At 53.3% G+C, this 18771-nt stretch carries 15 protein-coding genes; all 15 read right to left on the bottom strand.

What is annotated here, in order from left to right:
- Nucleotides 1–3 precede the first annotated feature (3 nt).
- Complete coding sequence (gene tssA, locus ACSHSR_RS04185) at nucleotides 4–1404, bottom strand: type VI secretion system protein TssA (RefSeq protein ID WP_044733764.1); 1401 nt, start codon at nucleotides 1402–1404, stop codon at nucleotides 4–6.
- A gap of 3 nt (nucleotides 1405–1407) precedes the next feature.
- Nucleotides 1408–2061, bottom strand: coding sequence for a type VI secretion system-associated protein VasI (gene vasI, locus ACSHSR_RS04180; protein ID WP_025012072.1), 654 nt, complete (start codon nucleotides 2059–2061; stop codon nucleotides 1408–1410).
- Complete coding sequence (locus tag ACSHSR_RS04175; RefSeq protein ID WP_025889988.1) at nucleotides 2061–3617, bottom strand: sigma-54 interaction domain-containing protein; 1557 nt, start codon at nucleotides 3615–3617, stop codon at nucleotides 2061–2063. Before ACSHSR_RS04175 ends, vasI begins: the two co-directional genes overlap by 1 nt.
- Entirely contained in the window at nucleotides 3617–6205 is a 2589-nt protein-coding gene (gene tssH / locus ACSHSR_RS04170; protein WP_479631287.1) for a type VI secretion system ATPase TssH, read from the bottom strand. Before tssH ends, ACSHSR_RS04175 begins: the two co-directional genes overlap by 1 nt.
- A 10-nt stretch (nucleotides 6206–6215) precedes the next feature.
- Nucleotides 6216–7007: a type IVB secretion system protein IcmH/DotU gene (icmH, locus tag ACSHSR_RS04165; RefSeq protein WP_028781258.1), complete on the bottom strand. Its 792-nt coding sequence runs from the start codon at nucleotides 7005–7007 to the stop codon at nucleotides 6216–6218.
- A 3-nt stretch (nucleotides 7008–7010) separates the two neighbouring features.
- Nucleotides 7011–8342 (bottom strand): type VI secretion system baseplate subunit TssK, encoded by a 1332-nt coding sequence (gene tssK, locus ACSHSR_RS04160; RefSeq protein ID WP_025889987.1) that lies wholly within the window; start codon nucleotides 8340–8342, stop codon nucleotides 7011–7013.
- Between the two features lie 2 nt (nucleotides 8343–8344).
- Nucleotides 8345–8875 (bottom strand): type VI secretion system lipoprotein TssJ, encoded by a 531-nt coding sequence (gene tssJ / locus ACSHSR_RS04155; RefSeq protein ID WP_025889986.1) that lies wholly within the window; start codon nucleotides 8873–8875, stop codon nucleotides 8345–8347.
- Nucleotides 8875–10203, bottom strand: a complete 1329-nt coding sequence (tagH, locus tag ACSHSR_RS04150) for a type VI secretion system-associated FHA domain protein TagH (protein WP_028781259.1) — start codon at nucleotides 10201–10203, stop codon at nucleotides 8875–8877. The genes tssJ and tagH overlap by 1 nt, the downstream gene beginning before the upstream one ends.
- Nucleotides 10204–10218: 15 nt before the next feature.
- The gene (tssG, locus tag ACSHSR_RS04145; protein WP_044733760.1) at nucleotides 10219–11229 is read right to left on the bottom strand and encodes a type VI secretion system baseplate subunit TssG; all 1011 of its coding nucleotides are present in this window, start codon (nucleotides 11227–11229) and stop codon (nucleotides 10219–10221) included.
- Nucleotides 11193–12959 (bottom strand): type VI secretion system baseplate subunit TssF, encoded by a 1767-nt coding sequence (gene tssF, locus ACSHSR_RS04140; RefSeq protein ID WP_479631286.1) that lies wholly within the window; start codon nucleotides 12957–12959, stop codon nucleotides 11193–11195. Before tssF ends, tssG begins: the two co-directional genes overlap by 37 nt.
- Before the next feature lie 2 nt (nucleotides 12960–12961).
- Nucleotides 12962–13390 carry a type VI secretion system baseplate subunit TssE gene (gene tssE / locus ACSHSR_RS04135; RefSeq protein WP_051472870.1) on the bottom strand — a complete coding sequence of 143 codons (429 nt, stop codon included), beginning with the start codon at nucleotides 13388–13390 and terminating at the stop codon, nucleotides 12962–12964.
- Nucleotides 13391–13395: 5 nt separating this feature from the next.
- Nucleotides 13396–14871, bottom strand: a complete 1476-nt coding sequence (gene tssC, locus ACSHSR_RS04130; RefSeq protein WP_025889984.1) for a type VI secretion system contractile sheath large subunit — start codon at nucleotides 14869–14871, stop codon at nucleotides 13396–13398.
- An 85-nt stretch (nucleotides 14872–14956) separates the two neighbouring features.
- A complete protein-coding gene (gene tssB / locus ACSHSR_RS04125) occupies nucleotides 14957–15445 on the bottom strand; it encodes a type VI secretion system contractile sheath small subunit (protein ID WP_025012103.1) in 489 nt (162 codons plus the stop codon).
- A gap of 890 nt (nucleotides 15446–16335) precedes the next feature.
- Nucleotides 16336–17541 (bottom strand): hypothetical protein, encoded by a 1206-nt coding sequence (locus ACSHSR_RS04120; RefSeq protein ID WP_479631285.1) that lies wholly within the window; start codon nucleotides 17539–17541, stop codon nucleotides 16336–16338.
- Nucleotides 17542–17552: 11 nt separating this feature from the next.
- A complete protein-coding gene (locus tag ACSHSR_RS04115) occupies nucleotides 17553–18668 on the bottom strand; it encodes a hypothetical protein (RefSeq protein WP_479631284.1) in 1116 nt (371 codons plus the stop codon).
- Between the last annotated feature and the right edge of the window lie 103 nt (nucleotides 18669–18771).

Below are 18771 nucleotides of genomic sequence, written 5' to 3'. Positions count from 1 at the left end.
TACCTAACTCAGATTGACTTTTTGTTGTAAACGAGACATCAGACCCGGCTCCCAATCCGCCAGACTGGTGTCCGTGGCCTGGCCAAGCAGCACTTGGTACTCCACCTCTGCCATAGCCCCTAACTGGTGTTTGTCTTTCAAGTCGGCCCCCAGCAGCCGCAGATAGAACTTGTCCCTCGGCTCAGTGGCCTTGTGCAGTTTTTCGTTGAGCGCCGCAAATGCCAGCGACAACCCGCCACTGGCGGCCAGTTCCCAAATTTCCTGCTCGTAACTGTTGCCTTCGGCCGAACCTGAACCCTGCTGTTCGCTGCCGTTGAGCCAACTGCGGGTTTCTTTGGAAACAAAAGGCACGCCGCCTTTGAACGACATATCCAAAAGTGCAGGCAGACGTTCAACAAAGGCCGCCGTCTCTTCCAGAATCGCCTGAGCCCAGGCCGGCTGCCCCAAGGTCTGTGCCAATTGGGCACTGAGACAGTGACCGTCAATCCAGAAAGGACTCAGGCTAAGGCTCTGCTCTATGCGTCTGAGCAGCGCCAGATCCGGACTCTTGGCCAACTGGCTGCGATACTCGGCCACTCTGTCGGCAGAGATCGGCATCAGGCTGGTTTCGCCCTTGGCATTGGCATTTTCCGGCGCCGAGGTCACACTGAACCAGATGGCAAAGCGTCTGAGCCTGAGGCCAAGCGCCATGCCCGCCGGATTCTCGGCGATAAAGTCTGCCACCTTGAGCAGAGCTTGCTTGGTAGCCTTGTCACTGCTGTTGTCTATCTCCAGCCTGGGCATATCCCTGCTTTCACTGCTACTGCGGCTTTCACCGGCGCTGGATTCCTGCTCGGGTTTGGGCTTGTTGGCAGGCTCACTGCTGAAACGGCGCTTGAGCTTGGCCTCCAGGGCCTGCAGTTCATCCACAGGCAACTCTTTGGCGGCCGCGGTATCACACAGAGCCTTGAGAGACTGCAGCAATACCGACTTGGTGTCGGGATCGCAAAAATCGGTATCCAGCCCTTCGGCCGCTTTCAGGGTTCGCTGTACTATTTGGGCGAAAAACTTGCGCCTGGGCAACACGCCTCTGGGGCCCGGCGCCGGATGGCAAGTCTCCCAGAAGGAGGCCATAAAACGCTCCAGCAGTGCCAGCGAGCAGGAGAAACGCTCCAAACTGCACTGATGCTGCAGGCACTGCAGCAAATAGGTGAGCAGTTTCAAATCCTTGCTCTTGGTTTCCAGCAACTTTAAGGCCGCACTTTCCACCTCATGCCATTGCACTTCGGAATGCGAAAGCGACCCCACCTTCATCATCTGGCCTTCCACATAGTCAAACAGCACATCATCGCTGAGGCGCTCTCCTATGGGATTGGCCTCACTGATGGGGCGGCTGACTTTATCCAGGTATTGATTCAGATCCATCTATCACCACCTGCAAGATTGGCGCAGTGGCTTGAGCGCACTGCCAAGTTCTCGGGTATCAAACTGCAAGCCGTCTATCGCCTTGTTGGCCGAACGCAGGCGCACATCGTCGCCGCGGATCAGGGCTTTCATCACCTGAATGGCCGGCAGGCCGCGGCCGGTGCGGAAGATATAGCCGGTATCATCACTGAGCCAGCGCTGTGATTGCTGCTCGACGCCGTTGATCTGCAGCCCTACCTGGGCCCAGCCATCTTCCAACGCAGTGGGCAACATCAGCTCGACCCGGCTGATATCGTCGATGCAGCTGAGCATAAGTACCGGACGCGGTGGCAAGGCGCCTATGGCGGGTGCGGTCAACCAGAGATCTTCTACGGCATCCGCTTGATGCCCGGCAATAAAGGCCATGCCCTGCTGACGATTTTTCTCGGACGCCATGGCAACCTGAAACGCCTCGGGATAAGGGCTGCTGTCAGTGGTTTGCTGCGGCACCACGGTTGCCACCGGAGTGTTGAACAGCTCATCGAAACAAGCCAGTCGCTCCAGTCTGGAGGGGATTTGGGTACAAGCCTCTGCCTTGGCCACTGTGTCGTCCGAGGCCTGAGCCGAAGCGGCCAGCCCCCACAGGCATAAAAATATAACGCCTTGAATCCTTGACATTATTCGTTAATCTCCAACTTCTGGCATTTGTGGGAAAAGGTGCGTTTCGGCATTCCCAGACTGACGGCTGCTTTGGCTCTGTCACCGTTGCAGGCCTTCAATCTGGCGCTGATCACCGCCCGCTCAAACTGAGCTACCGCCAGCCTGAGATCGGAAATGGCTTCAAACTCCTGCCCCTCTTCGGTAGGCAATTGCGGCTTGGGCATTTCCGAATCCGTTGCCGGCAAAGACGCGGTATCTATCTCGACACCGTCGGCTGTGAGGGCGCAGGCATAATCCAGCATATTGCGCAGCTCGCGGACATTGCCCGGGTAGCCGTGGTTCTTCAGCCGATTGAGGGCGCTGAAGCGGATGCCGGGGATCTGTCGCTGCTGACTCTGATTGAACAGTGCAATAAAGTGCGCCGCCAAATCGGGGATATCCTCAAGCCGCTCCCTGAGCGCCGGTACCTGCAGTGGAAACTGGCACAAGCGGTAGAAGAGATCGCGACGGAACTCGCCACTGTGGATCTGCTCCTTGAGGTTCACATGGGTAGCGGCCACCAAGCGAAAATCGGCGTAGATTTCCTTGTTGCCTCCCAGTGCCCGGTAGTGCCCAGTTTCCAGTACCCGCAGTAACTTGGACTGCAGATTCAAAGGCATATCACCGATTTCATCTAAAAACAGCGTGCCCTGGTGCGCCTGGGCTATCAGCCCCTGCTTATCCTTGTCGGCACCGGAAAAGGCCCCCTTGGCATAACCGAACAGCTCGGACTCCAGCAGGTTTTCCGGTATTGCGGCGCAGTTGATCGCCACAAAAGGTTTGCCGCTGCGCTCGGAAAAGTCGTGTATTGCCCGGGCCACCAGTTCTTTGCCCGTCCCCGTTTCACCCTGCACCAACACAGACAACTGTGAGGCCGCGCCGCGCACTATCTCCTGCCTGAGCTGACTCATGGCCTGACTGTCGCCCACCAGGTTCTTGCCAAGTTGTTGCATGGCATCATGTTGTTGCTGCTGGCGACGCAGTTCATCGAGCGAGCTCGACAGCTGAGACTGATCTGAATTCTGCCGCAACAGCTTATCCAGCAACTGCCAATGGCGCATAAACACGGCGGCATATTGCTGCCAGTCCTGACGGACAAGCAGACCACTGCCCTGTTGCTCGGCCAGACGCAGACAGAGGATAGCCCGCACATGACCCTCATGGCTCAGCGGGAAAAGCAGCAGTGCCTGCTCCTTGCCGACCCGATCGCACAGGCTGACAAAACCGCTGTGCTCCTGCCAGTAGGCGAGCCGGGCCTTGTTCAGCAGCATGGCTTCGCCTGTCTGCAACACATGGGCAAACGGATGACGAAAGTCGGTAACCGCCAAACAAAGCGCCTGCAATGAGATCCCTTCACACAGGCCAAGGCAGGACAGTGGCTTGAGTTCCCGACCATCGAAGCCCGGCGCCAGAAACAGATGGTTATCCAGCCCCAGCTCCAATGCCAAAGTATCGAGAAACTGCTGCAACAGCCCATCAAACTGCTGGCATTCCAGCAATTTTGCCGCCTGTTCCAACCACTGCTCAGTCACCACTATCGCGCCTCTCCGAAGAACTCACCGTCACGGCAGCCCAGATGGATCTCACTGACCTCCTCTTTGGCCGCCAGCTTGTTGAGCAGCGACAGCGATAAGGGCGGCAGTACCTGGCCGTCTATGATGGCTTCCAGCATCCGGGCGCCGTTTTCACTGCGGGTCGCGCGGCGCATGATTTCAGCTACCAGAGCCTCGTCACAATGCACCTTGGCCTTGTAACGCTCCAGCAAACGCTGCTCCAGCGACGCCAACTTGTAGTGAATGATCTCCTTGAGCACCTCTTCACCCAGCGGCAGATAGGGCACTATCTCCATCCGTGCCAGCAGCGCAGGCTTGAAGAAGGCCGCCAGCTCAGGGTAAAGCTTGTCGTCCAGCAGCTCTGGCTGGGCGCTGTAGTCCACTATCGTCTGGTAGCCCAGGTTGGAGGTCAGGAAAAACAGCACATTCTGGCAGTCAATCAACCGGCCTTCGCCATCGGCCAATTCGCCCTTGTCGAACGCCTGATAAAAGAGGTTCAGCACATCCGGATGCGCCTTTTCCACCTCATCAAGCAGCACTATGGAGTAAGGCATCTTGCGGATGGACTCGGTCAGAATACCGCCCTCACCGAAACCAACATACCCGGGAGGCGAGCCTATCAGCCGGGAGACAGTGTGCTTTTCCTGATATTCGGACATATTGATAGTGGTCAGGAATTGCTTGCCGCCGTACAGCTGCTCGGCAATCTGCACCACAGTTTCTGTCTTGCCGACGCCACTTGGTCCCACCAACAGGAAGGCGCCCTTGGGACGTCCGGCGCGGCGCAGGTCTGCCCGGGCGGTGAGCATATTCTTGTGCAGGCGGGCAATGGCCACATCCTGCCCTTTGAGGCTATGCCCCAAAAGCTCAGGCAGATGGGTTATCTTGTACAGCTCATCGCCACTCATTTGCGATACCGGCACGCCGGTCCAGTCGGAGATGACTGCCGCTATCTGGGCTTCATCCACCTGAGGGTAAATGAGGCGTTGATCGCCACTGATGGCTTCGAGTGATTCTTCAGCCTGTTGCAGCTCCAGCCGCAGCCCTTCGAGCTCGGCTTCATCGTCACAATCAAGAATGGCGCGTCTCAGAGCCACTACTTGAGTGACTCCCGCCTGTTGCTGCTGCCACAGGGATTCCAGCTCGGCATACTCACTGTCGGCTTCTTCCTGGGCTTGGTGCAGATGATTCAGGCGTTCTTCATCAACCGGATGACCGAGTTTTTTCTGGCGCTCCAGCAGTTCGGTTTCCATATGGCGCTGATGGCGCAAGTTATCCAATGCCGCCAAACGCTTGGGAGTACTGCTGAGGTTAATGGCGATACGGGCACAGGCGGTATCCAGCACATCGATGGCCTTATCGGGCAACTGACGGCCGGAGATATAGCGCGCCGACAGATAAGCCGCCGAGCGCAGGGCGCAGTCCTGGATCAATACATTGTGGGAAGACTCGTAGACCCCATGCAGGCCACGGAGAATATTCACCGCCTGTTCGACACTGGGCTCATCGAGTTTCACCAGTTGGAAACGGCGGCTCAGCGCCGGGTCTTTCTCGAAATACTTCTTGTACTCTTTCCAGGTGGTGGCGCCTATGGTGCGCAGCTCACCGCGGGCCAGAGCCGGTTTGAGCAGGTTGGCAGCATCACCGCCACCTTCCTGATTACCGGCGCCTATCATGGTATGGGCTTCATCGATAAAGAGTATGATGGGTTCGGCCGACTGTTTGACCTCTTCAATAATCGACTTCAGGCGCTTTTCAAACTCGCCCTTGACCGCGGCGCCTGCCTGCAACAGACCAAGATCCAGCGACAACAGCTGCACCCCCTTGAGCGCATCCGGCACCCGGCCGTCACAAATTCGCAGCGCCAAACCTTCCACCACCGCACTCTTGCCCACACCGGCATCACCAACCACTATCGGGTTGTTCTTGCGGCGGCGGCTTAAGATGTCGATCATCAGGTTGATCTCATCATCCCGGCACAATACAGGATCCAGCTCGCCTTTGCGGGCCAACTCGGTAAAGTTGCTGGTGTATTTGGCCAGCGACGATTGGGCCTCATTCAGTACCGGCGCGCCGCGTTCGGCTTTGACCGTTTGCGATTCGGAAGAAGCCTGGGTCAGGGTATTGAATTCCCGTCTCAGGGTTTCGCGATTGATGCTGCCAAGCAGAGTGGCGAGATCCCTTGGCAGGTAACGCTCGGCCTGCATCAGTGCGGCGGCGAAGATGGCGCCGGATCTCAGTTCCGTCTGGCCAAGTTCGGTGCTTGAAAGCAGCCAGGCATCCTGCAGCAGCTCGACCAGCAGCGGTGAAAATGCCGGATAGGTTTCCAGGCTCTCTTCCCTTGGCAGGGTTTCACCGGCAATTTGCCTTACCTGCTCGGCATCGACTTCGGCGGCCTTGAGCAGCAGACGCACATCACCCAGCGGATTGTCCAGCAGACAAGTCAGCAGGTGCATAAAGGTCACTTCCGGGTTCTGACGGGCAATACAGAGTGATGCCGCCTCTTCCATGGCGAGTTTGGTCACGGCATTGAGCTTGCCGATCAAGGTAGTGAGTTCAATTCGGATCATCACAGCTTCCTCAATTCAGGATCTGATACAGTTGCTTGAGCACGCCCGAGGACTTGTTCGCCAGGGACAGGGAATAAAACAGAAAGACTATGGTCAGCATCAAGCCGAAACCGGCAAAGACTGTCCAAATAGGCATCTGGCGTCCAAGGCGATAACGGGTGTTGACCACATGCTCTGTGGCCCCGGTCAGCAGTTCCGGTTCTTCTTCCCGGAGGTGGCGCAGGGTTTCGTAGAGGCGATTGACTATCTTGTCAAACTCCTCTCGGCCGTTGGCCACCACCTTGTAGCGCCCTTCGAAACCCAGACAGAAACACAGGTAGATGAACTCCAGCAGTTCACGATATTTGCTCGGTTCGGTTTCCAGACGCTGCAGGATGCCAAACACCTTCTCACCGCCCCAGGTTTCATTGTGAAAACGGGTCAGCAGCGAATGTTCGGCCCAGGCACTGTCGGCGCCCCAGGGGGTATTCATCACGGCTTCATCGATAAAGGAACAAAGCACATAGCGATAGGCCAGCACTTCAGCGCGATCATAGCCCGCCTCGGTGAGCTCGGCCTCGATGGCCATGATGTCATCCACTGTGTTGTGATAGAGCTTTTCCACATCATCCAAGATGGCCAGCTTGCGTACCCGCAACACCATGCCGATAAGGGGGGATGCCGCATCGATAAGTGCATTGAGGCTGTCACCACGCAGTTGAAACCAATACTCTTTATCGGCATTCATGTTCTGCGCTTCGTCATAGAGCAGCTCTTCGACCTGCTCAGGCGATATAGGCTGTTTTTCTGCTTTGATATCCATTTCTTAGCTCCTGATAGCCCAGAATTGCAGTTCGAGTTCCGGGAAGTCCCCCGCCACGTGGAAGGCAAAACCGCTGGAATTCACCAGCATCTCCCAGGCCCGGCTGGAACGCTCCAGCTGGAAGTAGGTGTAACCCGCGTGGTAAGGCAACTGCCTTGGGGCCACCGGCAGCGGAGACAGAGGCACACCCGGCAGCTGCAGCGAAATGAGCTCGCGGATCTTCTCCACCGAGGCGATCTTGGTCTGCTGGATAAACAGTTTCTTGAGTTCGTCCAGCGGCATTCTGGCGCGCACTGCCAGAATGAAGTCGGCCTGTTTCAACAGATCCGGATCCTGCACCGGCGCCACCATGAGGCCATACTTGCGTTTGTGCAGCTGCAGCGATACCGCCTTGGGCTCGAGCACTATGCTGAGAGACTGACGCAGAGTCGACATTACCTGAGTGAAGGCCGATACCGGCATATCGTGGTCATAGGCGGCAAACGCCGGTGCCATGCGGCTATCATCGGTAAAGGTGAACAGCTCGCCACAAACACTGACCAGAGCCTGATACAGGGTTTCCGGATGCAGGGTCCGCGACAGGGACTGGTGCTGCAACACAGGCTGCATGCGGTTGAGAGATTGCAGCAACATGAAATCGGCCACATCTGCCACCCCGCCCTGGCTCGGCGAGCCCAGGCGCTGGGCGATATTGCGGGCCCGCTCGCGCATCAGACCGGCCATCTCTCCGAGGAAACGGTGTAAAATCGGCACGGCGCTGACATTGTAGTGGCAGGGAATAAAGTTGGGATCCAGCACCACACTGCCATCTGGACGCTTTTCCAGAATGCGGGCGATGGCCAGCGAGCTGTAGGCGCTGCGATCTTCCTTCTCCAGCATCAATCTGAGCCTGACCGGGCTGACATCAATGGCGGTAAAGTCGCCCTGATGGGTGTGAATGTCCCGCACCTCGTGACGCCGATTGAGATAACGTCCGGCGCCCTGCTCGTCCTGGGCCACTTCGGTAATTGAATCACTGCGCAGCGACAGCGCCAGGTAAACAATCTGGTTGGCCAGTGAGCTGTCGGCCACTTCCAGTGCGTCCGGCAGCACATCCTCCTGAGGGATGTTGAACACAGTGCCGTCCGGCATTACGCCACGGGCACGCTGAATCGCAATGCGACCAAAGCTGAGATACTCGGGGTTGAGTTCAAGCTCGGTGATCCCATAGAGGTAACCGCTGACCGCATTGAGCCTGGCGTCAGTGAGGTATTCCTGATAACGCTGCTGCTGTTGGAAGTGCTGAGGCTTGATAAACAGCCCTTCACTCCATATCACTCTGTTTCTTGAAGACATTGTTATTCCACTTTATCCAGTACTATGTCCTGCTCACTGAAAAACATCAGCAGGTGATATTCACGGCCCATGGGTTTGATCTTGACGACCTTCTTCCATTGGGCGACCTCGGGATCACTGAAATGCGCCATGATGCCTATGTATCTGGTGTCCTCATCGACAGCGAAATGGTCGATAAACTTGAACTGTCCCGGCAGCAGGGTGTAGTCACTGTGGTCGATATAATTGGAGCCGAGCGCCTCTTTGTAATCCGCCTTAAGCGAGTCAAAGTCGGCGGCCAGAAACTTGGAGTCATCTTCCAGCTCGTACACCACCAGCTCCAGCGGCGTGGCATCGCCGGCCGCATTGGGGTTGACCTTATCGAGCGCATACATGCTGTAGGTCAGTTGTGTCGGCAGGTCTTTGGCCTCTCCCACTGGAATGGAAGGGTCCCACAGTACCTGCGCCGTTTTCTTGGTGGCATTCCATGCCGAGCTGCAAGCGGCCAGCTGAAGCAAACAAAGCCCGATTAAACCCAGCCTTATCAGTCCCATCAGAATTCCCTTTGCAGTTCCCTGAGTTTCTTGTCATAGGCCTGTTCAAACACTTCCCAGAAGAGTTTACGGAAGCCCTGTTGACGGGATGACGTCAGCTCCTGGTAGTAGTTCTCGTACATTTCCCAGGCCCAGTTATCACCTGGGTTGAGCGCCGACTCGCTCACCTTGCGGTATTGGCTGAAGCGCCTCAGCAAGGTGTCGGGTGAGAAAGACTTGAGGATGTAGTTGAGCGCCTCTGTGATGGCATGCTGTACCGCTTCATTGTGGTGCTCGATGGAATTCAGGCTTTCGCTGATGGCGGCCGCCGGAGACAGATGCACCGGGCTCTTGTTGTCATCAAACAGAGTGCGGACGGTTTCCTGATAATCCAGCCCCAGACGCAGCGGGTTATCTTCGATGGGCTGCAGGTTCTTGTTGATCAGATCATAACGGCTGCTTTGCGCGTCCTGATGCAGTGACAGCAGGCCTTTAATGGCGGCCTGCAAAGCAGCGCCCATTTCAATGGCCAGTGCCTGCTGGGTGCCTGTGTCGTTCATATCACCCAACTGTACCCCTAAGCCGCGCAGCATAGGGCCGGTGGCGATATGGGTGCCTTCATCGGCGGGCCAATCATTGCCCAGGCCGTTTTTGACTTCAGATTCCAGTAAGTCCAGTGCATTCTCGTCCATAATATTGTCCATTTTCGCTCGTTTGTTCAGATGAATAGCCGAACCGGTATCGAAGTCCGTGTCGGCCTGGGCGGTAAAATTCTTGCCTTGCCAGTAGAGTTCCTTGGCCAGCAGGGATTCGGCGTTTTCCTGCTCTTTGGTCACAGATTCCTGGTCAAATTCAACGCTTTTGACCGCGGCCTGTTGTTGCCTGTCCAGTGCCAGTAAAGGGTCATCCAGGCTGGCATCGGTTTCTTCCTCTTCTTCGGCGGTTTCAGCCTGAATAAGTGAACCGTTCTCAGACTTGAACCATTCAGAAAGCTGGCCGGTTACCGGGTCATCGGCCTGCTCGCTGTCGAGCAGCGTCACCCGTACTTTGTAGGGGCCAATGGCGATATGATCGTTCTCATTCAGCCGGGCTTTGCGATCCCGCCCCAGCTCCACGGTGGAGCCGTTGAGAAACACCCGGCCGCAGAGATCTTCAATACAGAAATGACCGTCCAACCAGAGGATGCGACAGAAGTAGTCGCCTATGGTGCGCTCCCTGTCCCTGAGCACCCATTCGCAACCTGGGCCGGCGCCTATCAGGCCGCCGTCCTTGTTCATTCTTGTGTGGGGCACCAGGCCTGACTCCAACAGCTGGGAGTTCACCACATTCAACGCAATCAAATTACTCAAGAGGCCAACCTCCCTTTATTGCCTGATTTGAATCAATACGCTCTTGCGCGTGCTATCGCCCTTGCCGAGGAAAGAGGACCATCCCAATTGGCCGCCCTTTTCTTCCCCCAGTTGCAGCAGCGGGGCTTCATCTTCCCTGAGCGTCAGCTCAAGGTCATAGGCCATCTGTTCCCGCAGGATCACTTCCATCACCTTGCAAAGTGGCTGGAACTCCCTCCCGGATGGCAGAAAATCGCGAAAACGCTCTAACGACAGCTCTTCCATACAGAGCACAAACTTGCCGCAAAGATCGCCGACCCGCTCCCCAAGCATGGTGTCTTCCCCCAGCCTGGAGTTAGCCATCCCCAAACGGCAACGCTGGGACTCGGGGATCTCCACCTGTCGCAGTTGCCATTGGCGAATGCTCACCTGGGGCAGGTCGAAACAGTGCGCCACTATGCCGGCAACCGCCTGGGGCGAGCGGCTGCGACCGGCGAGCATGCCGGCGTAGGCCAGCATCTTGCACCAGTTGATTGGTGTGTCGCCGCGGATATCCTCGTTGGCCAGCCCCACCAGGGCGTAGACCTGGGCCGAAAAACTGTCGCTGGCATCGTCCTGAAAACGCACGTAATAACGGTATTTGCGCCACAGGCGATACAACAAGGAAATCAATCTGTTATTAAAGAAATCCAGAAAGTTGCGCCGAATGCCGTCTTCATCGTCGAGCAGCATATCCAGCAGGTAACTGGGCAGCGGCGACTGGGCGCCATTGAGACCGAGAAAACAGGTCTCCAGCCGCAGGCGCCCATCCCCCAGAGACTCGAGCATGGAGATATCCGCCGGCGCAAATCCAAGGCTTGGATTGGCGCTGAACTGCAACTCACCGGCCAGTTCCCACTGGGCATCTTCCGGATCTCTGCCTTCCAGTTGGTGCAATAACTCCACCAACTGGAAAAAGCTGTACTCACGGTAGTCCTGCGGCAGCCTGCTGCCCCCCGGCTCCGGAAAGGTTATATCAGCGGTTGTTGACCGCTCTGGATATCCCATGTGTACCTTTCCTTGTTATGAGCATTGATAACCACCAACTCATGAAACGAGTTGATGCTGGCGTAGAGGGCAAAAAAGTGGTTCAGCACAGTGCCGAACAGGTAAAGATCGCCCTCGGAGCCGAAATACTGTTGGTCGAGCACCAGCTCTGTCTTGAGGCCGCGAACCGGCAATCCCCTGACAATTCTTTCGGTCGGCCCGGACTGAATACTGCTGATGCCGTCGAGTCGCATCCGGGTGACCCGCTCGGCTTGTCTGTCGACCAACGCCTTGAAGTCATAGGCGCGGATGATGGAACAGATGGCATCACGGGACAGCAGTGACAGATAGTTGAGCGACAAATTGGAGATCAGGGTCCACAGCAAACTGCCATCGAGCACAGGTCGCAAAGGGTGGCTGGGCTCGGTGATATTGCTGAAACGGGCAAAGCTTGGCGATGTATCTGTGGCGACGCAGATGTCGCCCTTGCCCAACTTGGTCGGCAGTTGCCGGTTGGAGCAGGTCAGTGTCACCGACACGGCTTCTGTCATGTCCAGGCACTGGGTTTCATCGCTGCGCACAAATGAGAGGCAATGATCCAGGCCGTCGTTGCGCATGCTGTCGCGCACCCGCATCCGGTAATAAAGCGCGGTGCGATTACGGGCGCGCTCCACTTCATGTTGGAAGCTCTCAAACGGCGAATAGATCCGCTGTTGGCCGCGCATTCTGCCTTCATTGGAGTCCAGCCAACCCTGCACCTTGTCGACACTGAAGATTTCAAAGTGAGATGGATGGCGACTGGAAGGCACAATCGGGTATTCGACCCGCTTGCCGTTGAGATCGATAGGATCGGCGTCGTGCTCAAACAGGTTGATAGCCGGAACACAGTAGAGCAGGAAAGTATCCTGACGCACATGCACGTCGGCAGGCAACGTCTTGGAAAAAGTGAGTTTGAGGCTGAAGTCACCCTTGAGATATTCGGGGATACACTTGGCGATTCCCTTGATATCGAAGAAATGAAACGCCTCGGGGAATGTCAGGTACTCCTGCAGGATCCGATAGCCTTCATAGACGTTTTTCGGATAGGGCAAGATACCGCTGCCGGCCTCAAATCCTACTGACGCAAAGCTGCTGCGCGGCAAGCGATAACTGCCATGGGCGCCGACAATTTCGATAGAGTCCAGATAATGATTCAACCAAAGATACAGCATCTGGGCACTGTAGCTTTGGCCTCCCAGATAAAACCTGAGGCTTTCCAGCCCCATTTCAAGCAGGGAAAGGTCGCTGTTGTTATCAAAATCCAATTGAATAATAGAGGCTTCCCGGGAATGGGAAGCATCTATATGACGGATTTGCACCGGATAAACATCAACAGGACGACAGGTTCGAAAATGGCAGATCTGCCCTTCAACCGGATGACTGTCCAGCATACAACCGACCGCAATCTCCTGCCTGTGGGTGATCCCCTTCTCATGCGGATAGAAGCGCATGATGGTATGACTGGGAATAGGCCTGAGATAGTTGGGCCACAGCATGCTGATCATCGAGTGAGTAAACTCGGGGAATTCATCGTCAATCTTTTCCCTGAGTCGACCGGTCAGAAAAGCAAAGCCCTCAAGCAAACGCTCGATATCGGGATCAGTGTGGTTACCGTGAAGATAACGCGCCAACTGCGGATGGATATCCGAAAATTCCCGCCCCTGCTCTCTCAAGAAAGCAAGTTCATCCCTGAAGTATTTGTCCTGAGGCACTGCTAAACCACTCTGTATCTGCGACTGTTATCCAATAACAAATCGATCTTCAACTTATCCTTGTTGGAAGCCACTCTGATGCTGCCGTAGATGTGGAACCTGAGGTTCATCGGATTGCCCTCATCGAACAACACGCTGACATCAATATCTGTCAGCCTGGGTTCAAAGCGGCTCAGGCAAGCCTTGATTCCGTTACGCATCCTCAGGCCAAGATCCACACTGCCGGAACTGGCATCATTGAAATCGAACAGTCCCAGTTCAGGACAGCTCTGGCTTTCTCCAATGCGGGTATTGAGAATATGTGAAACATTACGTTTGATGGAATCGACGACAGCATCCAAGCTGCTGTCGCCATATCCACTTTGGCGTTCGGCTCCCAAGCGTTCAAAGAAGCCGACACCAAAAGTTCCGGAGAAATCATCGTTCAACAACGTGATTACTCCTGATCCAAACGTCCTACCAGCGACAGTTCAAAGTTGGCACCCATGTACTTGAAGTGCGGACGCACAGCCATGGAAACCTGATACCAACCTGGATCGCCCTGAACATCCATCACCTCAACCTTGGCGGCACGCAAAGGACGACGGCTACGAACATCTGCCGGTGGGTTTTCCTGATCGGCGACATACTGTTTGATCCAGTTGTTCAGCTCGCGCTCCAGATCCTGACGCTCTTTCCAGGAACCAATCTGCTCACGCTGCAACACCTTGATGTAGTGTGCCAGGCGGTTGATGATCATCATGTAAGGGATCTGGGTACCCAACTTGTAGTTGGTCTCGGCTTCCTTGCCTTCCTTGGTGTTGGGGAACACCTTGGGCTTTTGAATTGAGTTGGCAGAGAAGAAGGCCGCATTGTCACTGCCCTTACGCATAGTCAGGCTGATAAAGCCTTCATCGGCCAGTTCAAATTCCTTGCGGTCGGTGATCAAGACTTCGGTCGGGATCTTGGACTGCAAAGCGCCCATGGATTCAAACACGTGTACCGGCAGATCTTCCACCGCACCACCGCTCTGTGGGCCAATGATGTTAGGACACCAGCGATACTTGGCGAAGCTCTCGGTCAAACGGGTAGCCAGAGCAAACGCTGTATTACCCCAGAGGTAATCTTCGTGGCTGGCGCTGACATTTTCACGATAGTTAAAGCTGCGAACCGGGTTATCGATTGGGTCATAAGGCACACGCAGCAGGAAGCGAGGCGCCGTCAGGCCTATGTAGCGCGCATCTTCAGACTCACGCAGCCCACGCCACTTGGTGTACTTGGGGCTTTCGAAAGTAGACTTGAGGTCCTTGAGATTCGGCAGCTCTTCAAACGAGTCGACACCGAAGAATTCAGGCGCAACTGAAGACAGGAATGGCGCATGAGCCATGGCCCCAACAGCACCAACGTACTGCAGCAGCTTCATATCCTGAGTCGAAGGGGTGAAGGCATAGTTACCGACGATAGCGCCGACAGGCTCACCACCGAATTGGCCGTAACCGGCAGAATAAACATGCTTATACAGACCGGACTGAGCAGTTTCCGGTGAAAATTCAAAATCATCCAGCAACTCGTCTTTGGTAACGTGCAGCAATTCAATTTTGATATTCTCACGGAAATCGGTTCTGTCGACCAACAGCTTGAGGCTGCGCCAGGCTGATTCTATCTGCTGCACCTTTTCATTGTGCAGAATGGCATCCATCTGCTGGCTGATCTTCTTGTCCAGCTCAACCAACATCTTATCGACCAGAGCCTTGTTGACCGGCTCGGCAGTGTTGTCTGTCTCCAGAATGTTACCGATGAAAGCAGCAACACCACGGCGAGCAATGTCATAGCCTTCATCCACCGGCGCCATCCGGGTTTGTGCCATTATCTGATCGAGCAGCGTTGCATTGGCACTTTGGGAAGCGCCTGATGTTTGATTTTGAACATCCATGAATTTTGATTCCTCAATTACACTTGTGTCTATATCCGAGACATAATCCACAGCCTATCTCCATAACGGCTTATATTGGCTTGAATTATTGTTCCATCTGCTGCAATTCACTCAGCAGCTTTTCTCTAGACTCTTCCGTTGCAATTAATTCCTGCAACTTGGCTCTGAAGGCAGGAATATTTCCCAATGGTCCCTTAAGTGCAACCAAAGCTTCACGAAGTTCGATTAACTTTTGAATTTCAGGAACCTGCTCACCGATAGAATCAGGTGAGAAATCTTTGAGGGAATCGAATTTAAGATCAACAGACAACTCAGCACCATCTTCATCTGTCAATTTATTGTCAACTGTCGCAGAAATTGACAGATTGGCTTCTTTCATAACGGATTCAAAATTAGATTTATCAACTTGAACCGTCTTACGCTCTTCCAATTGAGAGTCTTCAGGATGACCCTTAAAGTCACCTAAAACCAACAACTTAAGAGGAAGTTCCATTTCACTCTGTTGATCACCCGTAGAGGGAACATATTTGATGTTAATACGTTCCTTCGGAGCGACTGAACCATCTTTCGCCATGAGATTATCTCCATATAAGATCTTTTACGACTGGTAAGTCCATTTCAAAAGCAGACCTAACTTACAAGCCCAACAAGTTATAGTCAATCGGCGTTTCAGACCTTAGTATAATAGGCGTAATCACATTTAATTAACAAAGGAAACAATAATATTAAAACATATAATACTTTAGTTGGGTAGATATTATCCCAAAAGGCTAAATTTAAGAACATTAGATAATCAAAACTACTTTTTTATAGAGATGGCATGACCTTAAAAAGTCAGTTTTAAATGCAAAAAGTAAGAGATCTCTTACAGTGAATAAAGAAAGATCCGTGGCATATTCTGCAAAAGCGGGAAAAAACCAAGACCTAAGTATTAGCGTTTGTTAAATTACAGTAACCGATCAAAACCCCATGCCAGAGACCAGAGACTAGAGAGCAGAGAGTCACCAAGGAAGCAAAGGAGCATTAAGGAAGCTACCTATGGGTCCCATACGCGCTCTACATAGGTAAACAGAAGTGGGTGCGAAGCGAGTCTCGCCGCGAATGCTACAAACAGTGACCACTTTTCTTTGCCCATTGTTTCCTGCTTTGGCACATCATTCTAGCTGCCCGGCATCTTGGATGGCGGCAGAGGTCCCAAACCTATTCGATACAAGCTAGAAAAGTGTTATCGCTAAGCAGCCTCGACAAGGAAGTGAGTGGTGCCAAGGATCCCCAAAAAAATCAGCACCTTTTCGCTGGATCTGGAGTGACTTCTTTAAACAGGTAAATGCTGCAGGAAGGCCCGAATGGTTAGGGACTCCTTCAAGGCCAAGAGTTCCTTATTTGCAGGGATGGGTTGCTAAGATCTCTGCTGAGATATAACTACATCAGCAGAGATCTTATCTTGTCGTATCCATGCTCTTGCTAGTGATAGGCTTCCACATCGTAAATTGCATCGATATAAATAACCGGCGTCATTTCCTCGACAATTCTCTTTGTCTTTTCTTCAGCCGCTGCAAGCTCTTCTTCGGTAATAGGTTCACCTACATTATCTAGCTCATATTCTAAAACATCTAAAGCTGACTGATCTCTAAAAAAATCTTTCTCAACTAATACATATGGAAGGGCTTTTATTAAATAGCTTCGATCGGAATTAATTTTAAACTCATCTATATTTCTGAATAGAATTCCGAGAACTGAATTATTGCCCAATTTTATAGCCCTATTTGCCCAGTAAGTGGCTCGTTCATAACCTAAAACAGGAGCAAAAACGCTGCTCAATAAATCCATTGCGGGTGTAAAATTATCATTGGCAGCCATAATCAAGAGGGAGACGACTTTTCTGGCCTTCTCATCGCTTAGTTTTCCATCTTCATAGCTCTTCCCATAGCCTTTCGCTAAATAGACCAATGGCGCATAGTACTTTTGCTTTGCCGCTTCAGCTGCCCTGTCGGCATCCATGGAGGCCGCATAACGACTCAGTACATCATCAGGATTGGCTCGCAAGCGCTGCAGGAAAGCTTCCCGCGCCTTATCAGCCCAGGCATCGTCGCAGTAACTGCCCAGATACCATTCACAATCCTGAAGGGTTTCTCCCGCCGGAACCAAGCGCCGCATCGCATAGGGGTTTCCAGCCATAGCAGCCTCATGGATCCATTTGTCTCCACCAGACAGAACACTGGAACGCAAGACCGTCATACCATACCATAACATGGCATCACTGCTCCCTGCCTCGGCCAGCGGCAAGAGTGCCTTTTCGGCCAAATCCCTTCTCAACGACTGCAACTCATATAAACCTTTGAATAAAGGATCACCGGGTTTGACCAAGCTACTGGCATAGATATCCGGATTGGGCTGACTCTCGGCCGCCAAAGCCAGTAACTCGTCATTATCAATAATCGCAGCATGGTGGCTGGGTTGTGCACTCTGGCCGCCATATAACCACAGCCCGAGCAAACATATCGATAACACCAATGCTGCAATGATTAATTTATGGGTTTTATTAAATTTTGATCTTTGAATCTGCACCATCAAAACAAGCCCTCTGTTTTCAGGATGGAGGAAAATGTCTCCCTTCGGGGCCAATTTACGGATGACACCTACTCTTCCCTCGCATCCTCGCTCGCTCATTATCTAAACATTTAGTAGTTATAAGACTCGACATCATAAATCTCATCGATATAAATAACCGGCGTTATTTCTGAGATAATTTTTTCAGCCTGTTTTTTAGCAACTGAAATTTCAGCATCAGTCACAGGTTCTTCACTCTTATTAAGTCTGTCTATAACCCTAAAGTCGACGTTACTTTCTCTATAATACTTTTCTGCCGCATATATATAGGATAAAGCGACCAGCATTTCATCTCGATTCGTTCCTTTAAGCCACTCTTTCTTATTCACGTGGATAATGGCATCTAAAGAGTTAAAACCTAAATGAAATGCTCTTTTGGCATAATAATTAGCCATTTCAAAACCGATAACCTTGTAAAAAGTCCCCGCCAGCATATCCATTGCCGGTGCAAAGTTATCATTGGCCGCCATTTTGAGTAGAGTCACCACCTTGGCTGCATCGGCTTCGTTGAGTTCACCAGCCTCATAAGCCCGGCCATATTTATGCGCCTGGCTAACCATAGGGGCATAATACTTCTGCTTGGCCGCTTCAGTTGCCCTGTCGGCATCCATGGAGGCGGCATAGCGACTCAACACATCATCGGGGTTGGCTTGCAAGCGCTGCAGGAAAGCTTCCCGCGCCTTGTCTGCCCAAGCGTCGTCGCAGTAACTGCCCAGATACCATTCACAATTTTGCAGGGTTTCTCCCGCCGGTACCAAGCGCCGCATCGCATAGGGGTTTCCTTGCTGAGCCGCTTTGTTAATCCACTCTACAGCTGAAGCAGTACCGTATACACCGGCGCCCATATTGGTCAGTCCATACCATAACATGGCACCTATGTTCCCTTCCTCAGCCATCTTACCGAAAACCTCAACGGCAATATCATCCTTACCCTCCTGCAACGCCTTTAAACCTACAAACAAAGGATCACCGGGTTTGATCAAGCTACTGGCATAGATATCCGGATTGGGCTGACTCTCGGCTGCCAAAGCCAGTAACTCGTCATTATCAATAATCGCAGCATGGGGGCTGGGTTGTGCACTCTGGCCGCCATATAACCACAGCCCGAGCAAACATATCGATAACACCAGTGCTGCAATGATTAATTTATGGTTTTTATTAAGTTTTGAACTTTGAGTTTGCATCATCAAAGCAAGCCCTCTGTTTTCTTTGTTCTGGAAGGGGGAAGCAGGGTATCCAACTCAGTCAGGCTCCAAGTTCTTTGCTTGAACAAGCCATTCCGCCGGTGTT

It is taken from the genome of Shewanella sp. VK101 (genome assembly GCF_056497865.1).
The sequence above is the reverse complement of the archived record's forward strand: the minus strand, read 5'-3'. Positions and strand labels throughout refer to the sequence as shown.

Bases quoted from the DNA above. Each gene is read 5' to 3' on its own strand.
- ACSHSR_RS04120 (WP_479631285.1), bottom strand. From the start codon at position 17,541: ATGAGCGAGCGAGGATGCGAGGGAAGAGTAGGTGTCATCCGTAAATTG.
- vasI (WP_025012072.1), bottom strand. From the start codon at position 2,061: ATGTCAAGGATTCAAGGCGTTATATTTTTATGCCTGTGGGGGCTGGCC.
- tssK (WP_025889987.1), bottom strand. From the start codon at position 8,342: ATGTCTTCAAGAAACAGAGTGATATGGAGTGAAGGGCTGTTTATCAAG.
- tssH (WP_479631287.1), bottom strand. From the start codon at position 6,205: ATGATCCGAATTGAACTCACTACCTTGATCGGCAAGCTCAATGCCGTG.
- tssJ (WP_025889986.1), bottom strand. From the start codon at position 8,875: ATGGGACTGATAAGGCTGGGTTTAATCGGGCTTTGTTTGCTTCAGCTG.
- tssC (WP_025889984.1), bottom strand. From the start codon at position 14,871: ATGGATGTTCAAAATCAAACATCAGGCGCTTCCCAAAGTGCCAATGCA.
- icmH (WP_028781258.1), bottom strand. From the start codon at position 7,007: ATGGATATCAAAGCAGAAAAACAGCCTATATCGCCTGAGCAGGTCGAA.
- tssB (WP_025012103.1), bottom strand. From the start codon at position 15,445: ATGGCGAAAGATGGTTCAGTCGCTCCGAAGGAACGTATTAACATCAAA.
- tssA (WP_044733764.1), bottom strand. From the start codon at position 1,404: ATGGATCTGAATCAATACCTGGATAAAGTCAGCCGCCCCATCAGTGAG.
- ACSHSR_RS04115 (WP_479631284.1), bottom strand. From the start codon at position 18,668: ATGATGCAAACTCAAAGTTCAAAACTTAATAAAAACCATAAATTAATC.
- tssG (WP_044733760.1), bottom strand. From the start codon at position 11,229: ATGGGATATCCAGAGCGGTCAACAACCGCTGATATAACCTTTCCGGAG.